Source organism: Weizmannia sp. WK01 (assembly GCF_025905465.1).
Classification (GTDB): Bacteria; Bacillota; Bacilli; order Bacillales; family Bacillaceae_C; genus Weizmannia; species Weizmannia faecalis.
Genome location: NZ_CP109616.1, coordinates 1,072,289 through 1,089,703 on the forward strand (window position 1 = coordinate 1,072,289; position 17,415 = coordinate 1,089,703).

Genomic DNA, 17,415 nt, shown 5'->3' on the forward strand with positions numbered 1-17,415 from the left:
TCCTGGCAATGTAAAAGCAGCTCGTTTTCCATTCTTCTGGTTGCCGCATTCATTACAACATGGGAGCTGATGCCGGCATGCCACTCTTGATACAACCATTTTTTGTAAAATAGGCCTATTCCATCTCAAGGCAGATCACGTAAGACTTATCGGAAGGGTTAGCCGCCAAAGGTTTCGAGACAGGCGAAATACGCAAAGATCGCATCTGTAAAATGTTTTAAATTCAAACCCGTTTTTTCTTCGAATTTTTCAATCCGGTACTGCAAGGAATTGCGGTGGATGAATAATTGTTTTGCCGTCAGGCTGGCATTCGCAAAATTTTCAAGATACCGTTTGATCGTTTGCCCCATTTCCCGGTCTTCTTCAAACAGCCCGTGCAGGGATTGAAAGAGCAGGCCCTTTTCACTTTCAGGCAAATTAGACAGCAAATAAAGGGGAAGCAGGGAATGAACCGTGAACAAAGCGGACGTTTTCCGGCGGCTTTTGGCAAATTCGAAAAGCCGGCGTTCGAATGAGAAGTGGTGCTTTAATGCTGCCATTTCCTGAAATTCGCCTAAATACAGCAAAACAGGGGTGTAGAAATCCCCTTCAAACGCACGGAGGGATGCCGTCAGATCGTCTTTGGTTGCAATTGTTTCACTTTTTTCTTCAATCACAATGCCTTCCAGCTGATTGGTCACAATCACCAAGACATCAGGCACAAACATGTTTTTGATAGCTTCCTGAACGCCGGATACATCCGACCCTGCTTTTGCCAGCGCAAATTGTGTAACGCGATATACGCCGTCATGGACAGGGGCATCGGCATCCGGCAAAAACAGGTAGTCATACCATTTGGATGCTTCGCTCGTCGTGCCGGCAGTATTTTCTTGAAATTTTGGGAATAATGTCTTTAACAGCAGCGTTTCTTCCGGTGTCAATTCGACCGGATCAATCCCGAAATACTTTTTTTCTTCTTCCATCCAAAACCACAACAAAGGTTTCGCCGCAATCGGTTCATTTGCAATGCAAGCATTTGGATACCTCGTTTTTAATCTTTCCAGCATGTTTGGACCCCTCAGTTTTTCATTGGATATAGTCTATTTTACTCAATTTTTTTAAAGGGAGGGAATCATTTTGCCAAAAATCCGGTAACGGCATAAAACAAATCGGCAAGTTTCTGGGTTTTTGCTGTTTCAATTTCAGGTTCATCAAAGGACATTGGTTTCGCATTCAGTTCAAACAAATAAAAGCTGTCTTCATTGCCGGGTGCGATGTCAGCGGTAAATTCCCCGAAAAAGCCGTATGATTCCGCTAAAGCATTGCCGCATGCTGAAATGAGCGGCGCAAGCTTTTTTTCAATCTCCGTTTTTTCCCGGGAAGATAGCACCAGCGTTTCCCCGCCCTTTGCCGTATGGGTTGTCATGCCGCCGGGGCGGGCAACCCGCACGCCGATGCTGGTAACCCGGTAACCTGTTCCGTCGTAATGGACGTGGACACGGTAGTCATATTTCCGACCATCAAGCAATAATGTTGGCACGGTTTCTTGGACAATGTACGTTTCTTTTTCCGCAAGCAGGCCAATCTCCTGCCACACATCCGAAAAGCTGGCGGGCAAGCGGGCGGATTGGGGCGTGTAAAATGTCCATGTCTCACAGGGTCCCTCTACAATGCGGCGGATGCCGTATCCTTGCGAACGGGCGGCGGGCTTGATATAGACATCCTTGTGCGTCAATAAAAAAGCGTGCAAGCTGTCTTCATCAGAAATAAGCGCCGTTTCCGGAAGAAAACCAGCAATCGCCGGGTCCTGCTTCAATTTTTCGTACACATCATATTTATTTAAAAAATGCGGGTTGAAAAAAGGAATCCTTTTTTGCCGGAGAAGCGTGGTGAAGCGGTGGAAATCTTCGCCCGATTCTTCCTCCCGCTTCCGGATCCGGTTATAAACCACGTCCGGAAGCGGGAACATTGCCCTGTGCCATTTTTCTTGTTTTATATCCCAAAACACACCGGTAATATGTGCTGAAATATCGGCAAGGCTGAATAAAAAAGACAGACCGCCCTGTTTTTCCTGCAATGCTTGTTGAATGGCGATAAAAAAATCACGATCTCCGCTGATGGCTTTCTTTGATTTACTGATAAGTATCCCGATAAGGGGGCCGGCCGATGCTCCTTTTAACATCAGGCGGTGAGGCGTTTCCTCACCGGGTTTCGCGGAGAAAGGAATCAGTTCCGCTTCTTTTCCCCAAAAAAGCGGGGACGGGGTAGTGCGCTTAAACATTTTTTCCTTGCGGTCAAACCAGATGACGGTCATGGGAACATTTCCCCTGGTGACTGCACCTGCCGTTCCGTCAAATAAACGGCAAATGATAAGCTCATTTTGCGCGTCAATAAATCGCACGCCTTCATGAACGGATGGTTGAAAATGGAGCGCCCGGGCTTTGAATTGGCTTCAAACAGCCATACTTTTCCGTCCGTACTGATGCCGAGGTCAAACCCGATTTCTCCAATGATTCCTTCGACATGTTCATCGATGGCACGGGAAAGTTTGAGGGCGGCTGTTTCCAGTGCATGCCGGTACATCTCCTGTTGTTCCGGGTTTTCCGTAAGCTCGGGAAGTGTTTTAATTAATCCGCCGCTTCTCACATGCGTTGTCGGGCTTCCCGGGCCGGCCACTTTTGCCGCGATTGCTGTAACGACCCAGTTTCCATCCCCGTCTTTATTGGTATGGACCCGGAAATCAACCGGCCGCCCTCCGTCTGTTACGAGAAAAATGCCCTGCTGGACAAGCAGCCGGTTCCATTGCTTTTTGGAAAAAACACGGTTCATTAAGTTTTCAAGGCTGCTGAATTTTAACAATCGGTTGCCAGTGTCCCGGTACCGGCAATAATACGCACCGGAAGCATGGTGGTAAAGGATTTGATGGACGCCGAGGCCAAGGCTGCCATTCACCGGTTTGATATAGACCATCCCGTAGTCAGACAGCATCCGTTCAATTTGATGAAAAGAGGTGAGCGGGTTTGTTTCCGGCAAATATGGGCGCACATCCGGATCTTGAAACAGCCGCTCGTTAATTTCTAGTTTGTTGAAAAAACCGGGATTGTACCATGGAATGAAATATTCATTTTCCAATTTTTCTTTAATTTTCTGCGCATTTACAAGTTTTTCACTCTTCCGGTTCGGGAGCCGGTCGTAAATGGCATTGGGAAATGGAACTTCCTGTTTTTCCCAGCCCGCTCTCCCGTAAAAGTAGCCGGTGATCACACCCTGTTCCCAATCTATATGCTGTTCGCCGAATAAAAACGGCACAACACCGGCGTCCGGCTGGGCGGAAAGAAGTTTTGCAAACCACGCTGACCTTGCGCCGGCCGGCCGGTTTTCAAAAGGGGTGAAGCCGGCCGTAAAAATGCCGACAAGCGGGCCGAGCATTAGGATATCGCTGTTTTGGAAACAGTGAAGAACCGTTAAAAAGGCGGGCATTCTCAGTTCACCGGCAAGTGCGCTTGAGACGGAAAAAACATTGCGGCCATTTGGATGCGGTTCGATTTTTGCGGCAGCGATCTTAGAGCCGAAAGCCACTTTGTCGGTGTGTTCAAGTATCGGAAGGCTTTGCGGCGTGTACAGGATCGGGTCGGATGCCTCAAAAAACTCGATTTTATATTTTCTAGCCATTTGCAAAACACCTCGTTTCATTTTCAGCTTCGTGCTATACAGTTTCGATATTTGCCCGCGCGCAGCTTCCGGTTTCCTGTAAATGCCGGCAGTAGGCAAGCGGGGCTTCAGCCATTTGCCCGGTTTTTTCCGGATGGAGAAGGCTGACCATTTTCCTGCCCGGTTTCGAATTGATGTCGAGTATCCAGATCGATTGGTCTCCCGCAATGAGCAGATCGATCCCCAGCTCAAACAGCGGTTGAAAAGTTTCTTCCAAAACAGCCGGCAAGGTGCTGATGATGTCAGAGATTTCCTGGCTGATATAGACGTGATTAAAATGCGGCGTTTCGCGTTGCCAGTTCTCGTATGTTGAGAGGCTTGCCCCTGCGCTCAAATTGGTTAGAATGCCGTTTTCCATGCCGGTACGGATGCCCCGCGCCACTTCCTGCCACTCGCCGCGGCTGTCTTTTTGCAAAAAGATGCGGAGATCAAAAGGCCGGTTTTTCCGGTCCATATTGTCAATCCTTGCCTGAATGAGAAAATCATGCTTTCCAAGCAGCTGATTGAGCCAAGCTTGAAATTGATCCAAACGGTCGAAGTTCCGCGATATAAGACTGCCGTTTTTCGTCGTACTCACAAGCAGTCCGCCCGTTCTCTTTTCGAGGGAATATACCGCATAACCATGCGCACCGTTTGCCGGTTTTAAAATAATGGAAAGGTATTTGTTCAGCTCCCGCAAAACCGTTCCCGTGCTGTCCGCCTTTACTGTCTCCGGCAAATACGGAGAGATCTCCGGAATTTCCTTTAGGCGGTCATAAAGCATGGCTTTATTCGGCAGCCCGTATCCGAGAAAGGTAAGGTCTTTCCGTTCTTTCAGCCATGCGACAATTTTTTTGGCATCTTTTGATGGCTGGTCTTCACCGTAAAAGCAGCGGTCATAAAGGAATTCCGGAATTTGGAAAACTTCTTCTTTCCATATGCCGCTTGCAGTGTCAAAATGGAGTCCTTTTGCTTTCTGCGTGCCGGGCAGTAAATCAAGGGGGGAGAATGAATAAAGATCGGTCCCGTATTTTTTTGATTCATGTGCCATTTGGTCAAAATATTCCTGCCGGGAAGCAGGATCCAGCGTTAGAATGCCTAATTTATCCGGCATGTTCCATTCCCCTTTCAGTCCATAGAAATAAACCGTAACGGTAAAGTGCTTTTACGGATGGGCGGATGCCGCCGCGGGATACGCCAAACGCGGCCTTAGACGGCTTAACGTTTGCTTCAATTACCCACGGTTTTCCTTCCCGGTCCACGCCTATATCGATCCCGAATTCCGCAAAATGCCCGTTTCCGGCAGAACAGAGCGTGATGGCGGCGGCTTCCGCCAGCTCGTGCATGAGTTCCAGCGCAAGCCGGCCTTTTTCCTTTCCGAAATGATGGAAGATCAGCGGCGCCGGTTTTGCCGGAAGCCCTCCTTGTGAGAGGTTTGATACAATCGCATCATCTGCCGCTGTTCTTGCGAGGGATGACGCGATCTGCCAATCGTTTTTTGCGCCGGTTCTCCAGACAAGAAACCGGAAATCGGTTTGCCTTCCATCTGCCGAAAGCAATGGAATGCCTTGTTGAAGGATATACGGAAGGTTTCCGGTGAGTTGGTCCATTTTTTTAACGGTGTCTTCCACATTTTCCGCAACTTCCGGCAAACTGTTTTCCTTGTGCGTATTATGGTCAAGGAGGAACCGGCCTTCTTTTTTTTCAATCCGGATGATGCCGCGCCCCTGGCTTCCGTTTTCGGGCTTGACATACAGGACGCTTGATGCCTCAAGTTTTTCCGCAAGGCACGCTGGCCCGTACCGGCAAGTTTCCGGTAAATACGGCCGCAAAAATCGGTTTGCATAAAGGCATTCGTAAACTTCCATTTTTGTTAAATACTTGGCGTTAAAAAAATCGATTCCCTTTTCTTTGTACGCCGCTGTTTTTTTCTCAAACTGACGGCTTTTTTCAGCCAGCCTGGAGTGAATGCGGTTATAGACGATGTCCGGTTCCGGCACTTCCCTTGTTTTCCAACGGTCGTCGGAAAACGTGCAGCCGGTACCGGCACGGGAATCCAAGCCTTCTACAAAAAGGTAGCCGCCTTCTTTTTCGAGCAGGTTGTGCAGTTCTTCGCAAAATGGCCGAATGTTTTCGGAAGGGGCACTTCCAGTGAGTTCTGTTAGGACGGCAATTACCGGGCCAAGTTCAAGCGCTCCCTGCCGGCAGAAGGCTCTCATCCGTGCGGGCGGAACAGGGAGCTTCAGATGTTTGTAACCATCCGCAGAGAGCATCATCACCGTTTTGCCGGATGCATCGGTTTCTACTTTTGCCGTGGCTGTTTTTCCCCCGAACCGGATGGTGAGCTCGCCGTTTGAAATGTGCAAAAAGGAAAGGAGCGCCCGTGGAATTTCCGCCGCCGCGCCTTTCGTTTCATCATCATGCCGGAATGCAATGGTTGATGCCAATCCGTTCCCTCCCTTCCTCCTGAAAACACGGGCACGAACACGGTCCATTTTTGACTTTATTGGGCTTTTGCTGATATCTTATGATTAGTACAGAAAATCGGTTCAAAAAAAATAGCTGATTTTAGAAATACCCGGCCGCAAAAAAGGGTATTTTTTCATTAAGTTTGCGGTTTTCCGCAGCATAGAACCAAAATCAACGGTTGTGTCCGCATAGCGGGCTGGAAACTTCCCGTGCTTCTTTGGAAAAAATTTCACAACGAAAACAATGAGGGATGATTGTGTATGCATGCATTTTTGGAAATTTTGTTTATGACTGTCGTGGGGGCAGTGATCGGCGGATTCACAAATTATCTGGCCATTAAAATGCTGTTTCGGCCGTATGAGGCGATTTATATTAAAAATTGGCGGCTTCCGTTCACGCCCGGGTTGATTCCGAAAAGGCGCGAAGAAATTGCGAAACAGCTCGGCGAAATGGTGGTGCGTCATCTGGTCACCCCGGAAAGCATCGAAAAAAAGCTGTTGTCGCCCGGGTTTCGGAAAGAGACGGCCCGATGGATGACGGATACTTTTTTGAAATGGCTGGAGATGAGTTGGACAGCCCCGCAAATGGCTCGTTTTTTTAAAGTGGATTTGTCGGCGGAGCGTGTGCAAACCGGGATCAAAGCATTCATCCGCACCCGTTACGGGCAGGCAAAACAACATATCGCACCTCAAACGCTTGAAGCACTGCTGCCCGAAGCCGTGATCAAAAAAGCCGAAGAAAAAATCCCTGTTTTGGCGGATTTGATCATTGCAAGGATTAGTGAATACATTTCGAGCCCTGCAGGCCGCACGAAAATTGAAGGGATGATTAGCCATTTTCTCGATGACCGCGGCATGATCGGCGCGATGGTGAAACGTTTTATCGGAAATACTTCGATTGCCGATAAAATTCAGCCTGAGATCATCCGGGCGCTCCAGGAACCTGGAATGAAAGCAACCATGGCGGAAATGCTGGAAAGGGAATGGAACGGCCTGAAAGCAAAACAGGCCGGGGAACTTTTGCCGGATTTGCCGGATGAAGAAATAAGCGGATGGCTGGAGAAAAATGTATTGTCTCTCCTCCCTGTCGAACGTTTTTTGGACACACCCGTCCAGGCATTTGTTGCCCGGTATCGGAATAAAATTGAAGAAGAATGGATCCCTGTATTGGCGGAAAAAGCGCTGCACCTTATTAGCGAAAACGTGCATTTGATCATCCGGAAGCTGCAGGTAGCGGATCTTGTGCGCCAGGAAGTGGAATCTTTTCCGATTGAGCGCCTGGAAAGTCTGATTCTTGGCATTACCGCCCGCGAATTTTCAATGATTACGTATCTTGGCGCGTTACTGGGCGGCCTGATTGGGATCGTTCAGGGGGTGATCGTGCTGCTTGTATAAAGGAAGCAAGCTCCGGCGCATTGTTGGCATAAGGCCGGCCTGATCCTGCTTTTCGTGCAGGAAAGAGAAAACAGGAAACCTATGTATTCCGGCATTTCTGTGACAGGTTTCAGGCGGCCCGGCCGCTGCTTGTGTAACGCGTCAAAACCGTGAAACCATCCGTGACGAATAAAATTTGATAAGGAGGAGTTATATGCCATCCCATTTAAATGAGTACGCGCGTATGCTTGAAAAAGGAATTCGGGAAAGCCATGAATTTGCTGCATTGAAGCAGGCGTATGAAAATGTCCGGTCAAACGGCCAGGCGAGAGCATTGTTTGACCGTTTCAGGCAGCTTCAACTCAATTTGCAAGATAAACAAATGCAGGGGCTTCTGGTTACAGAAGAAGATGAAAAACAGGCGCAGGCTGCCATGCAAGCGGTCCAGTCAAATCCCGCCATTATGCAGTTGATCGGTGCTGAACAGCGGCTAAGCGATCTGCTCAGCGAAATCAACCAGGTGCTGATGAGGCCTGTCGAAGATTTGTACGCCGGAAAATAGAAGAATGGAGCCGGAAAGTTCTATTTCCCCCTTTTTTCTCATACATCTGTAAAAGAAAGCAGGCTGTGTGAGAAATCAGCCCGGCAGCCGGGAGCATCATGAAGAGGGGGAGCATCCATGATCTATAAAATGCTGGCGTTAAATATTGAGGGAACATTGCTGCAGGATAACGGCCGGCTCGGCAAAACAACGAAAGAAGCAATCGAATATGCAGGTGCAAAAGGCATTGCGGTGACGCTCATTACGTCAAAAAATTTCGCTTCGGCCCACCGGATTGCCAAATGGCTGAAGCTGCATTCTTCCTTAATCACGCACCAGGGCGCTTATATTGCCAGTGAACTGGATAAACCGATTTTTGTCAGAAGGATCAGCGAAGAGGCCACCCGTGACCTTGTGCGCTTTTTGGAAGGGTTTCACGCCCAAATCCGCCTTGTTTCCGAGCGGTTTACATTGTCTAACAGAGTGAAGCATCCGAATAAGTTGATGGGAAAAGTCATTTATCAAACGTCCAATCCGTTTTCTTATGCAGAACAATATGTGGACGATTTATCGGCAAAACTGGAACAAACGCCGCTTTCCCCGCCCAAAATCGAAGTGATTTTTTCTGACGGAGAGGACATTCAGGCAGCTAAAAAAGCGATTGCCAATATGTTCCATGAAGTGGATTGTATTTTTTGCGGAAACGGGAAGCTGGATATTGTGCCGGCTGGTATTTCCAAGCTTCGCGGGCTTTTATATGTATGCGACCGGATGAACATCCGTCGTGAGGAAGTGGTCGTAATCGGTTCGGGCCTTGATGATCTCCCGCTTGTCGAGTGGGCTGGGCTCGGCGTTGCGATGGGAAATGCGCATCCCGCTGTCAAAAACGTGTCAGACTGGGTGACCCGTTCTAACAATGAAAACGGGGTGTCTTATATGGTAAAAGAGCATTTCCGGAAACAGCAGCCAATCGACTTTTTGAAAAAAATGAAACTGCTGAAATAAGGATGGAAGGGGCTGTTTGCTTTAGGCGGCAGCCTCTTTTTTTTGATGAATTTTTTAAAAAGCTGTCATTTTGTATTGGAAATTGCCGAATATTTCGCTATCCTAGTAATAGGAAGAATAAAACAAAGGGAGAGGGATCTCGGTGATTTCAACGTATGAGACGATCAAAGTGGAGGAAAAAGACGGGGCGGCCTATTTGTATTTCAACCGCCCGGACGCAATGAACGCGCTGAACTTGGAGATGATTAAGGAACTGGCGGACGCGTTGAAAGCGATTGCGATGAAGGATGACATTCACATTCTCGTCTTGTCCGGAAACGGCAAAGCATTCTCCGCAGGCGGGGACATTAAAGCCATGCTGGCGATGGAAGAAGAGAAAGGGTTCACCTCTTTTATGAACCAAATAAATGAAGCCGTTTCCATTCTTGTGGGCATGCCGAAACTCACCATTGCGGCGATTAATGGAGCTGCTGCAGGATTGGGCTTAAGCCTTGCCCTAGCCTGTGATACCATTATCAGTGATTTGGACAGTAAAATCGCGATGAACTTCATCGGGATCGGCCTTGTGCCGGACGGTGGCGGCCACTATTTGCTGCAGCGCCGGATCGGCCAGGAAAAGGCGAAAAAAGTGATTTGGGAAGGAAAAGTCATGTCCGCTGAAGAGGCAGCCGAAACGGGCATTATCGATGAAGCCGTGCCCGATCTTGCGCTTGCCGTTGACCAAAAAATTACAGAATGGCAGAAAAAACCGGTCCTCGCGATGATCAAAACGAAAAAAATCTATACGGAACTGAACCGCCCTGATTTCAATAAATCATTGGAACTGGAAAAACATGCACAGTGGAAAATGCGCCAGACGAAAGACCACAAGGAAGGCATCCGCGCTTTTGTAGAGAAGCGGGCGCCGCAATTCAAAGGGGAGTGAAAACATGCGCGACTATAAACTGACTGCCTTTGAACCGACAGGAGAAAAGATTCTCGATGAAGGTTTTGAAGCACAGGATGATACGGAAGCGAAGAAAAAAGGGGAGGCGCTTTTAAAAGAAAAAGGCGTCGATGAGAAAACGCACCGTTGCGTATCCCCTGAAGGAAAACTGATTTTGTTCCACCGCTAAAAAGAACCCGGGCCAACCTAGCCCGGGTTCATTTAATGGGAACGGCGCATGCGCTTGCCATTAATGGATATGGACACGCTGCTGCACATCCTGCTTTACATCCTTTTTTATATCCCGTTTTACTTGCTTAACCTGCTTTACCGCCGCCCTACGGTTCGAAAGCCAGCCAAGGAACAACACCAAAACCGTAAGAATGCCGCCGATCGTATACGTTACCGGCCCGTGTGAGATATTCAACCATTTCAGGATTTGTTCATCTTTAAAGAGCATTTCTGCTGCCGTCCAGGCGAGGATGCCGGACCCGACATAGGCAATCCAGCTGTAACGGTTCATCGCTTTTACAATCATCTTTGAACCGAAGATCATGACCGGAATACTGATGGCAACGCCGAGCGCAATCATGCCGATATGCCCGTTTGAAGCACCGGCCAGCGCCACTACATTGTCAAGGCTCATAATCGCATCAGCCATAATAATCGTACCAATCGAAACCAGCAGCCCATTTTTTGCTCTGACGTGGACATTTTCATCTCCGCCGCCGAGCACTTTATATGCGATCCATAGAAGCAAAAGCCCGCCAATGACATTTACATAAGGAATTTTCAGCAAAGCAACGATTGCCATTGCCAGCAGAATTCTTAAAATCACCGCACCGGCTGTCCCCCAGAAAATCGCTTTGTTTTGTTGTTCGCGCTGCAGTTTCCGGGTTGCCATGGCGATCACAACCGCATTGTCGCCCGATAAAATGATATCGATCATAATGATCTTAAGCAGCGCAACAAAAGCCCCGGCAGAAACAACCAACCCAAAGTCAAATATAGATACCGGCAATTGCTTCATTCCCTTCACGTTCTCAATACTAGTTCATTTGACACTATCATAACACAGTCCGACCCGAAAAGTAATAGAATCGCATCGATTTCATCAAATTGGAAATCATTTTTTTCCATCGTTTCCCTGCTTACCCGCCATTTCCTGGTTTTCTTCATTTACGCCAATGAAGACTTATAGTATCCTTATTGGGAGAGTTTTTTGTGAGTGTGATAGAAAAAGGAGTGCGATATGCCGTTATGGGCCAGTCCTTATTGCAAATGAATACCATTTTTATCAGCATTATCATCGAGGCGTTGCCTTTTATTGTGCTGGGTGTGTTCATTTCAGCGGTGATCCAGATGTTTGTCACTGAGGAAATGATTGCAAAAGTTATGCCGAAAAACCGCTTTTTATCCATTGCGTTCGGCACCGGGATGGGCGCGCTTTTTCCAGCCTGTGAATGCGGCATTGTCCCGATTACGGAAAGGCTTGTCCGGAAAAATGTCCCGCTTTCTGCCGCCATCGCTTTTATGCTGACGGGGCCGATTATCAACCCGGTTGTCATTTTTTCTACGTTTGTCGCGTTTGGCGATTCCTGGAAAATGGCACTGCTTCGCTGCGGACTGGCGATTTTTACTGCTGTTTTAACCGCGATTGCGATTTCATATTTTTTTTCCGAAAACCAGCTTCGCGAATTTGTGGAGGCCAAATTGCACCACCACGGGCATGACCACGAAGCACATGATAAACCGAATTTTCTGCAAAAAATCACCGGTACGATCGACCATGCGATTGATGAGTTTTTTTCCGTCGGGAAGTTTCTCGTGTTTGGCGGCCTGATTTCTGCCGCAATGCAGACCTTCTTCCGGACGAGCACGCTGCTGTCGCTCGGGCAGACAAAAATGGCGGCGATTCTAATTATGATGCTGCTTGCTTTTATTATGTCGATCTGTTCCGAGGCGGATGCCTTCATTGCTTCGTCTTTCAACGGGATGTTCGGGACGTCGGCCATCCTTGCGTTTTTAGTATTTGGCGCGATGGTGGATATAAAAAATCTGCTCATGATGATGCATTCCTTTAAAAGAAAATTTGTCTTTTCGATGATCGGGCTGATTATCGTTTTTGTGTTTACGGGTGCATTCTTGATATAGAAGGTGTTTAAAATGTTGCGATTTATCGTTTTGTTCGGCTTCGCGTATTTTTTTATGAAGCTGCACGCGACAGGAGATATTAGCAAATATATTAATATGAAGTATGCGTATTTGTCGTTTTCCATGATTTTTGCGATGGGTTTTTTATGTTTGTACCAGCTCGTGAAATGGGTCAGGGCGGGAAACGAGGCGCATGACCATCATCACGCCGCCCACCACGGCCATTCGCATGAAACGGATGAAAATACATGGTACAAAAAAATGTTTACGTACGGTATGATTTTAATCCCGGTTGTAACGGGCATTTTTCTTCCGGTGGCCACCTTGAATTCCACCGTTGTCAAAGCAAAGGGCTTCCACTTTTCGATGATTGACAATGACAAGGACCAATATGCCAATCACCAGATTTTACGGCCGAATTCCAGCCTTTACTATGATAAGGACCAGTATACAGAAATGGAAAGTTCGGATTTGAAAAAGTACAGTAAATTGCAAAGCATCGTCCTCGATGATGACCATTATTTCCACGGGCTTGAAACGATTTATAATTATCCGGGGAATTTTATCGGCAAAAAAGTGGCGATTAAAGGGTTTGTCTACCGGACGGATGATATTAAAGCGAATCAGCTGTTTGTGCTCCGGTTCGGCATTATCCACTGCATTGCCGATGCCGGCGTATACGGGATGCTCGTTGATTTTCCGGACAATATGGCAAACGTGAAAGAAAATACATGGATTGAGGTTGAAGGAAAACTGGATACGACGTACTATACGCCGTTTAAAGAGAATATCCCGTATTTAAAAGTAACAAGTTACCATAAAAGCAGCGAGCCGAAAGATCCATACGTATACCGGCAATACAATTAAAAAGGTTTGGCATGTTCAGCCATTTTTTTGTTGCCTGAACGTGCCAAACCTTTTATAATGAAGATAGAACATATATTCTATGAAATGCGTTTGATTACGAACAGGTTGGATTTCACAAAAAATGGAAAAATGCCGGTTATTTTTTTACGAAAGAGGGATGTCGTTGAAAAGGATTCGCTTTGTCCATGCGGCCGACCTGCACCTTGACAGTCCGTTTGCGGGGCTCCGCAAGCTTCCGCCGGCGCTGTTTGAACGGGTAAAGGAGAGCACTTTCCGGGCATTTAAAAATCTATGTGACCTTACAATTGAAAAAGAAGCGGATTTCCTGCTGATATGCGGGGATTTATACGACGGGGAAGACCGCAGCCTGAAAGCCCAGGTGAGGCTGAAGAAGCAGTTTGAGCGGCTCCAAGAGGCTGGCATTTCCGTATTTGTGCTGCATGGCAATCACGACCATCTAAGCGGGTCATGGACAAAATTGGACATGCCCGCAAATGTCCGGATATTTTCCGAGCGTGTTGAAGCCAAATCTTTTACAGCTAAAAACGGGTCGAAAGTCCATGTGTACGGGTTCAGTTACCCGAAGCGGCACGTGCTGGAGAACAAAACGGATGAATACAGGAAAACAGGAGATGCTGATTTTCACATCGGCATGTTGCACGGTTACCTTGAAGGCGGGACGAAAATGCACCAGCCTTATGCGCCTTTTGCCTTGCAGGATTTGCTGGAAAAAGGGATGGATTACTGGGCGCTTGGCCATATCCACAAGCAGCAGATTTTACATACGCATCCCTATATCATTTATCCCGGGAATATTCAGGGGAGAAACCGGAAAGAAACGGGTCCGAAAGGCTGTATGGTTACCGAAATGGATCCGCTTGGTACGCATACCGCATTCTATGAGACGGCGGACATTTTATGGGAAAAACGTACCGTTTCCGTAAAAGGCGCAAATGATTTTAATCGTCTGTACACAGTTTGCCGCAATGCCCTTGAAGAAGAAAGGAAAGAGGCACAGGGCGTATTTTTGCAATTGGATATAAAAGATCCGGATCTGCTCGATGATGAAGCGCTTGGAAAAGTGAAAAACGGCGAACTGATGGAAGTGCTACAGGAAGGCGAAGAAGCAGACCGCAATTTTGTCTGGGTACACCGCATCACACTGCCTGAAGATGCCTTTGTCTCCGCACGGGATGACGGCTTTATTTTGCAGGAAATGAAGAAAACGCTGGCACAATTGGAAGAAACCACAGTAGATGAAGCGGTCTCCCCGTTGTACAGCCATATGGTTGCGGGCCGCTACCTGGACTTGGACGGAGATGAAAAGCAGCGGCTTCTGTTGGAAGCGGAAGCGGCTGTTTTTGAGAAGTTGAAAGGCAGGGGGAAACGATGAAAATACGGGAGGTCCATATTTACGGTTTTGGCCGGCTTGTTGATTTTCATATGGAAAATCTTTCGGATCTGCAGGTCATTTACGGGGAAAACGAAGCCGGCAAATCAACCTTCATGGCTTTTATCGAAGCCGTTTTATTCGGGTTTCCTTCAAGACAGCAAAACGGGCAGCACTATGAGCCAAAATTTTCACCGGTGTACGGCGGGAGGCTTGTCCTCGAAACAGAAAAAGACGGAAAAATAACGGTGGAACGGATAAAAGGAAGAGCAGCCGGAGAAGTGTCCGTCACTTTTGCAGATGGCAGAACAGGCGGCGAAGAGGTACTTGCACAAGTTTTAAACGGGCTGAACCGGCAAATGTTCCAGTCCATTTATTCTTTTAATCTGCAAAGCCTCCAGGAAATCCGCAAATTAACAGGCGATGATATCAGCCGCTATTTATTTGCTGCAGGGACAATCGGGACGGATGCGCTGCTTTCGGCGGAACGGGAACTCGAAAAGGAAATGGAGGCGCGTTTTAAACCGAACGGGCGGAAGCCGGTCTTGAACGTGCAACTCCGGAAACTGCAGGCCATGGAAAAAGAACTGAATCACCTGAAAGCGGAAAACGGCCGTTATGGCGAATGGAAAGCCCGGCTGGCAACGATTGAAGCAGCACAGGAAGAAGCGGAGGCGGAGCTGGAAGCCTTAAGGGGAACGGTTCAGCAGTATGAACATCTCACAAGCCTTTGGCCGCTTTATGCAGAAAGAAAGCATATCAAACTGCAGCTGGCGGAAATCGGTCCCGTCCGCTTTCCCGCTGACGGAATCCGGCGCCTCGACGCGCTGATGTCGGAATGGCGCGCTTCTACCGGGCGCCTGTCAGCCGTTAAAAAACAAAAACAGGTACTGGTGGAAAAAATGGAAGGAGAGCAGCCGGATCCGCTTTTCGTCCGGCATGAAGGGGAGATTAAAAAGCTGCTCGATGACTGGCCGCAATACCGCGGGTGGCAGGCGGAAGCAGAGCGCCTTCAATCTGAACGCGAAATCCTAGACAGCCAAATCTCCGAATTATCGGGCATGCTGCATCTTACGGCATCGCAAGTTGAAAAAGTACCGCAGCTTGACTTAAGCATTGCGGCAAAAGAAAGGCTCAGCACCCTTATCAAGGCGTATGACCATCACCGTTCCCGCAACGATGCTTTACAGGCACAGCTTGAGGACTTGCGGGCTCGGATGAATGCTGTTGAGCAGCAATGCGCACTTTTGGAAAAAGAGCTCGTATCCGAAGAGGCTTTTCGCGATTTATCGGCAAAGCGGCAGGAAAAGGAAAAAAAATCATTGCTTGAAGCCGATATCAGGCGCGGGAAACAGCAGCTTTCCCGCCTGAAAAAAATGGCGGATGAGGCCCGGAAGCCCCCGGTCCTGTTTTTTGGCCTTGCATTATTGTTTCTGATGGCCGGCGTGTGGAGTTTGCTCACAGGGCAATACCTGTTTCTGGGCGTTTTTGTGCTTGGTGCAATCGTGTCAGGCTACCATGCTTTGAAGGGAAAGCGGAACCCGTTTGAAGAAGAAATCCGAGCGCTCGAACAGGAACTGGAGGAAGAGGAAAAAGAGCTGCGGAATTGGAAAGACGGGGACACGGATTGGCATGAGTATGAACGGCAGAAACAGCTGCGCGAAAACTGGAAACAGCTCATTCTGAAGCTTGAGGAAGGCGAACAGAACGGCCGGCAAATGCAAAACCGGAAGCAGCGTCTGGAAGCGGAAGAAAGACAGCTGCTGGCAGAAATCAGCCATTTCAGGCAAACTTTGCAATTGGGTGATGGCTTCCGGCCCGGACAGCTGCCCGATGCGTTCCAACTTTTGACGGACTTAAGCGGGAAATTGCGCGAGCGGTCGCGTATCGAAAAGAAACTGGCGCAGCTTTCCGCCTCTCAGTCGGCATTTGCAGAAAGGATGGAAAACCTGTGGTCCCGGCTCCACGTCAACTGGCCATTACGCCAGGAGGGTATCTTGCTGTTGCAGCAGGCGTGTGCGGAACAACAGGAAAGAAAAATCCGCCTGCAGGAATGGGAAAAGAAATGTGCCGAGCTGGAAGAACAATTGCAGCTGCTTGAATCGGAAGCGGAAGCAACAGATAAGGAGATTAAAAAACTTTTTGCCCTTGCCGGTGCCGCGAATGAGGAAGATTTCCGGAAAGCCGGTAGCCTTTTTCAGCAATACGAAAAGTTGACCGGTCAGCTCGAAATCATAGATTTACGGATCAGCCGGGAAGACCTAGAACGGCTCGAAAGGATAGAAGATGTATCCATATTTGAGCAGGAAAAGCAAAAGCTGGAAGAGAAAATTGCGGAAAAGGCGAACGCGCTTCGCAGTATGAGAAAAGAAGCGGCGGAAATCCGGTTTGAACTGGACAGGCTGGAAAAAGGCGGGACGTTTACCGAAAAACTGCATGAATATTACAGCGCGCTTTCAGATTTCCGGGAAGAAGCTTTCGAATGGGCACGGTTTGCCACGGCGAAACGTTTGCTTTCCGGCATGATGAAGCGGCTCCGGGAAACCCGCTTTCCGCAAGTCCTGAATAAAGCCGAAGCGTATTTGCAATCTTTAACAAACGGATCGTATGTCTCCCTCCATATGGGCGGGGAGGATGGCCGTTTTTACGTTAAACGGCGTGATGATGTGCTGTTTGCTGCAAATGAGCTGAGCCAGGCAACGGCGGAACAGCTGTATATTGCTTTGCGTTTTTCCCTTGCGGAGGCGCTCGGCGGAGAATTCCCGTCACCGGTTGTCATTGATGACGGTTTTGTTAATTTTGATATTTACCGGACAGAGAAAATGGCCCGCTTGCTCGACCAGGTGAGCGAATCGAGGCAGGTGCTGCTTTTTACATGCCAGCAGCCGATGCTCCGGTTTTTTAAAGGCCATGAGGTGAAAACCTTGGGGGCTATACACGGTCAAGAGCTGACAGGTTCTGGAAACATCAGCCGTATTCAGCCGTAAATAAGAGGGGCGGGCCGAATGTCTGTATTTCGACA

15 protein-coding genes are annotated in these 17,415 nt (G+C 48.3%); 9 read left to right on the forward strand and 6 right to left on the reverse strand.

What is annotated here, in order from left to right:
- Positions 1–158 precede the first annotated feature (158 nt).
- The 5 genes from OF158_RS04820 to OF158_RS04840 all read right to left on the reverse strand — a co-directional run bounded on the left by OF158_RS04820 (position 159) and on the right by OF158_RS04840 (position 6,116).
- Positions 159–1,046 carry a helix-turn-helix domain-containing protein gene (locus OF158_RS04820; protein WP_014095813.1) on the reverse strand — a complete coding sequence of 296 codons (888 nt, stop codon included), beginning with the start codon at positions 1,044–1,046 and terminating at the stop codon, positions 159–161.
- A gap of 65 nt (positions 1,047–1,111) precedes the next feature.
- Positions 1,112–2,293, reverse strand: a complete 1,182-nt coding sequence (locus tag OF158_RS04825; protein WP_017550236.1) for a YheC/YheD family endospore coat-associated protein — start codon at positions 2,291–2,293, stop codon at positions 1,112–1,114.
- Complete coding sequence (locus OF158_RS04830; protein WP_014095811.1) at positions 2,290–3,651, reverse strand: YheC/YheD family endospore coat-associated protein; 1,362 nt, start codon at positions 3,649–3,651, stop codon at positions 2,290–2,292. The genes OF158_RS04825 and OF158_RS04830 overlap by 4 nt, the downstream gene beginning before the upstream one ends.
- Positions 3,652–3,685: 34 nt before the next feature.
- A complete protein-coding gene (locus OF158_RS04835) occupies positions 3,686–4,783 on the reverse strand; it encodes a YheC/YheD family endospore coat-associated protein (protein WP_014095810.1) in 1,098 nt (365 codons plus the stop codon).
- Positions 4,773–6,116 carry a YheC/YheD family endospore coat-associated protein gene (locus tag OF158_RS04840; RefSeq protein WP_035182110.1) on the reverse strand — a complete coding sequence of 448 codons (1,344 nt, stop codon included), beginning with the start codon at positions 6,114–6,116 and terminating at the stop codon, positions 4,773–4,775. The genes OF158_RS04835 and OF158_RS04840 overlap by 11 nt, the downstream gene beginning before the upstream one ends.
- 282 nt (positions 6,117–6,398) lie before the next feature.
- On the opposite strand from OF158_RS04840, the gene OF158_RS04845 reads away from it, so the two are divergent.
- The 5 genes from OF158_RS04845 to OF158_RS04865 all read left to right on the forward strand — a co-directional run bounded on the left by OF158_RS04845 (position 6,399) and on the right by OF158_RS04865 (position 10,172).
- Complete coding sequence (locus OF158_RS04845) at positions 6,399–7,532, forward strand: DUF445 domain-containing protein (protein WP_017550233.1); 1,134 nt, start codon at positions 6,399–6,401, stop codon at positions 7,530–7,532.
- A 193-nt stretch (positions 7,533–7,725) separates the two neighbouring features.
- Positions 7,726–8,073, forward strand: coding sequence for a YlbF family regulator (locus tag OF158_RS04850; RefSeq protein WP_014095807.1), 348 nt, complete (start codon positions 7,726–7,728; stop codon positions 8,071–8,073).
- Positions 8,074–8,190: 117 nt separating this feature from the next.
- Positions 8,191–9,057 carry a Cof-type HAD-IIB family hydrolase gene (locus OF158_RS04855; RefSeq protein WP_014095806.1) on the forward strand — a complete coding sequence of 289 codons (867 nt, stop codon included), beginning with the start codon at positions 8,191–8,193 and terminating at the stop codon, positions 9,055–9,057.
- Positions 9,058–9,199: 142 nt separating this feature from the next.
- The gene (locus OF158_RS04860; protein WP_014095805.1) at positions 9,200–9,982 is read left to right on the forward strand and encodes an enoyl-CoA hydratase; all 783 of its coding nucleotides are present in this window, start codon (positions 9,200–9,202) and stop codon (positions 9,980–9,982) included.
- A 4-nt stretch (positions 9,983–9,986) separates the two neighbouring features.
- Positions 9,987–10,172 carry a YhzD family protein gene (locus OF158_RS04865; protein ID WP_014095804.1) on the forward strand — a complete coding sequence of 62 codons (186 nt, stop codon included), beginning with the start codon at positions 9,987–9,989 and terminating at the stop codon, positions 10,170–10,172.
- A gap of 60 nt (positions 10,173–10,232) precedes the next feature.
- Here the strand turns inward: OF158_RS04865 and OF158_RS04870 are convergent, their stop codons facing one another.
- Positions 10,233–11,012: a TerC family protein gene (locus OF158_RS04870; RefSeq protein WP_014095803.1), complete on the reverse strand. Its 780-nt coding sequence runs from the start codon at positions 11,010–11,012 to the stop codon at positions 10,233–10,235.
- A 194-nt stretch (positions 11,013–11,206) separates the two neighbouring features.
- Between OF158_RS04870 and OF158_RS04875 the strand changes: the two genes are divergently transcribed.
- The 4 genes from OF158_RS04875 to OF158_RS04890 all read left to right on the forward strand — a co-directional run bounded on the left by OF158_RS04875 (position 11,207) and on the right by OF158_RS04890 (position 17,380).
- The gene (locus OF158_RS04875) at positions 11,207–12,136 is read left to right on the forward strand and encodes a permease (protein WP_014095801.1); all 930 of its coding nucleotides are present in this window, start codon (positions 11,207–11,209) and stop codon (positions 12,134–12,136) included.
- A 12-nt stretch (positions 12,137–12,148) separates the two neighbouring features.
- Positions 12,149–13,003 carry a TIGR03943 family putative permease subunit gene (locus tag OF158_RS04880; protein ID WP_017550232.1) on the forward strand — a complete coding sequence of 285 codons (855 nt, stop codon included), beginning with the start codon at positions 12,149–12,151 and terminating at the stop codon, positions 13,001–13,003.
- Positions 13,004–13,160: 157 nt separating this feature from the next.
- Positions 13,161–14,396, forward strand: a complete 1,236-nt coding sequence (locus OF158_RS04885) for a metallophosphoesterase family protein (RefSeq protein ID WP_225620974.1) — start codon at positions 13,161–13,163, stop codon at positions 14,394–14,396.
- Positions 14,393–17,380: an ATP-binding protein gene (locus tag OF158_RS04890; RefSeq protein ID WP_017550230.1), complete on the forward strand. Its 2,988-nt coding sequence runs from the start codon at positions 14,393–14,395 to the stop codon at positions 17,378–17,380. Before OF158_RS04885 ends, OF158_RS04890 begins: the two co-directional genes overlap by 4 nt.
- Positions 17,381–17,415 lie beyond the last annotated feature (35 nt).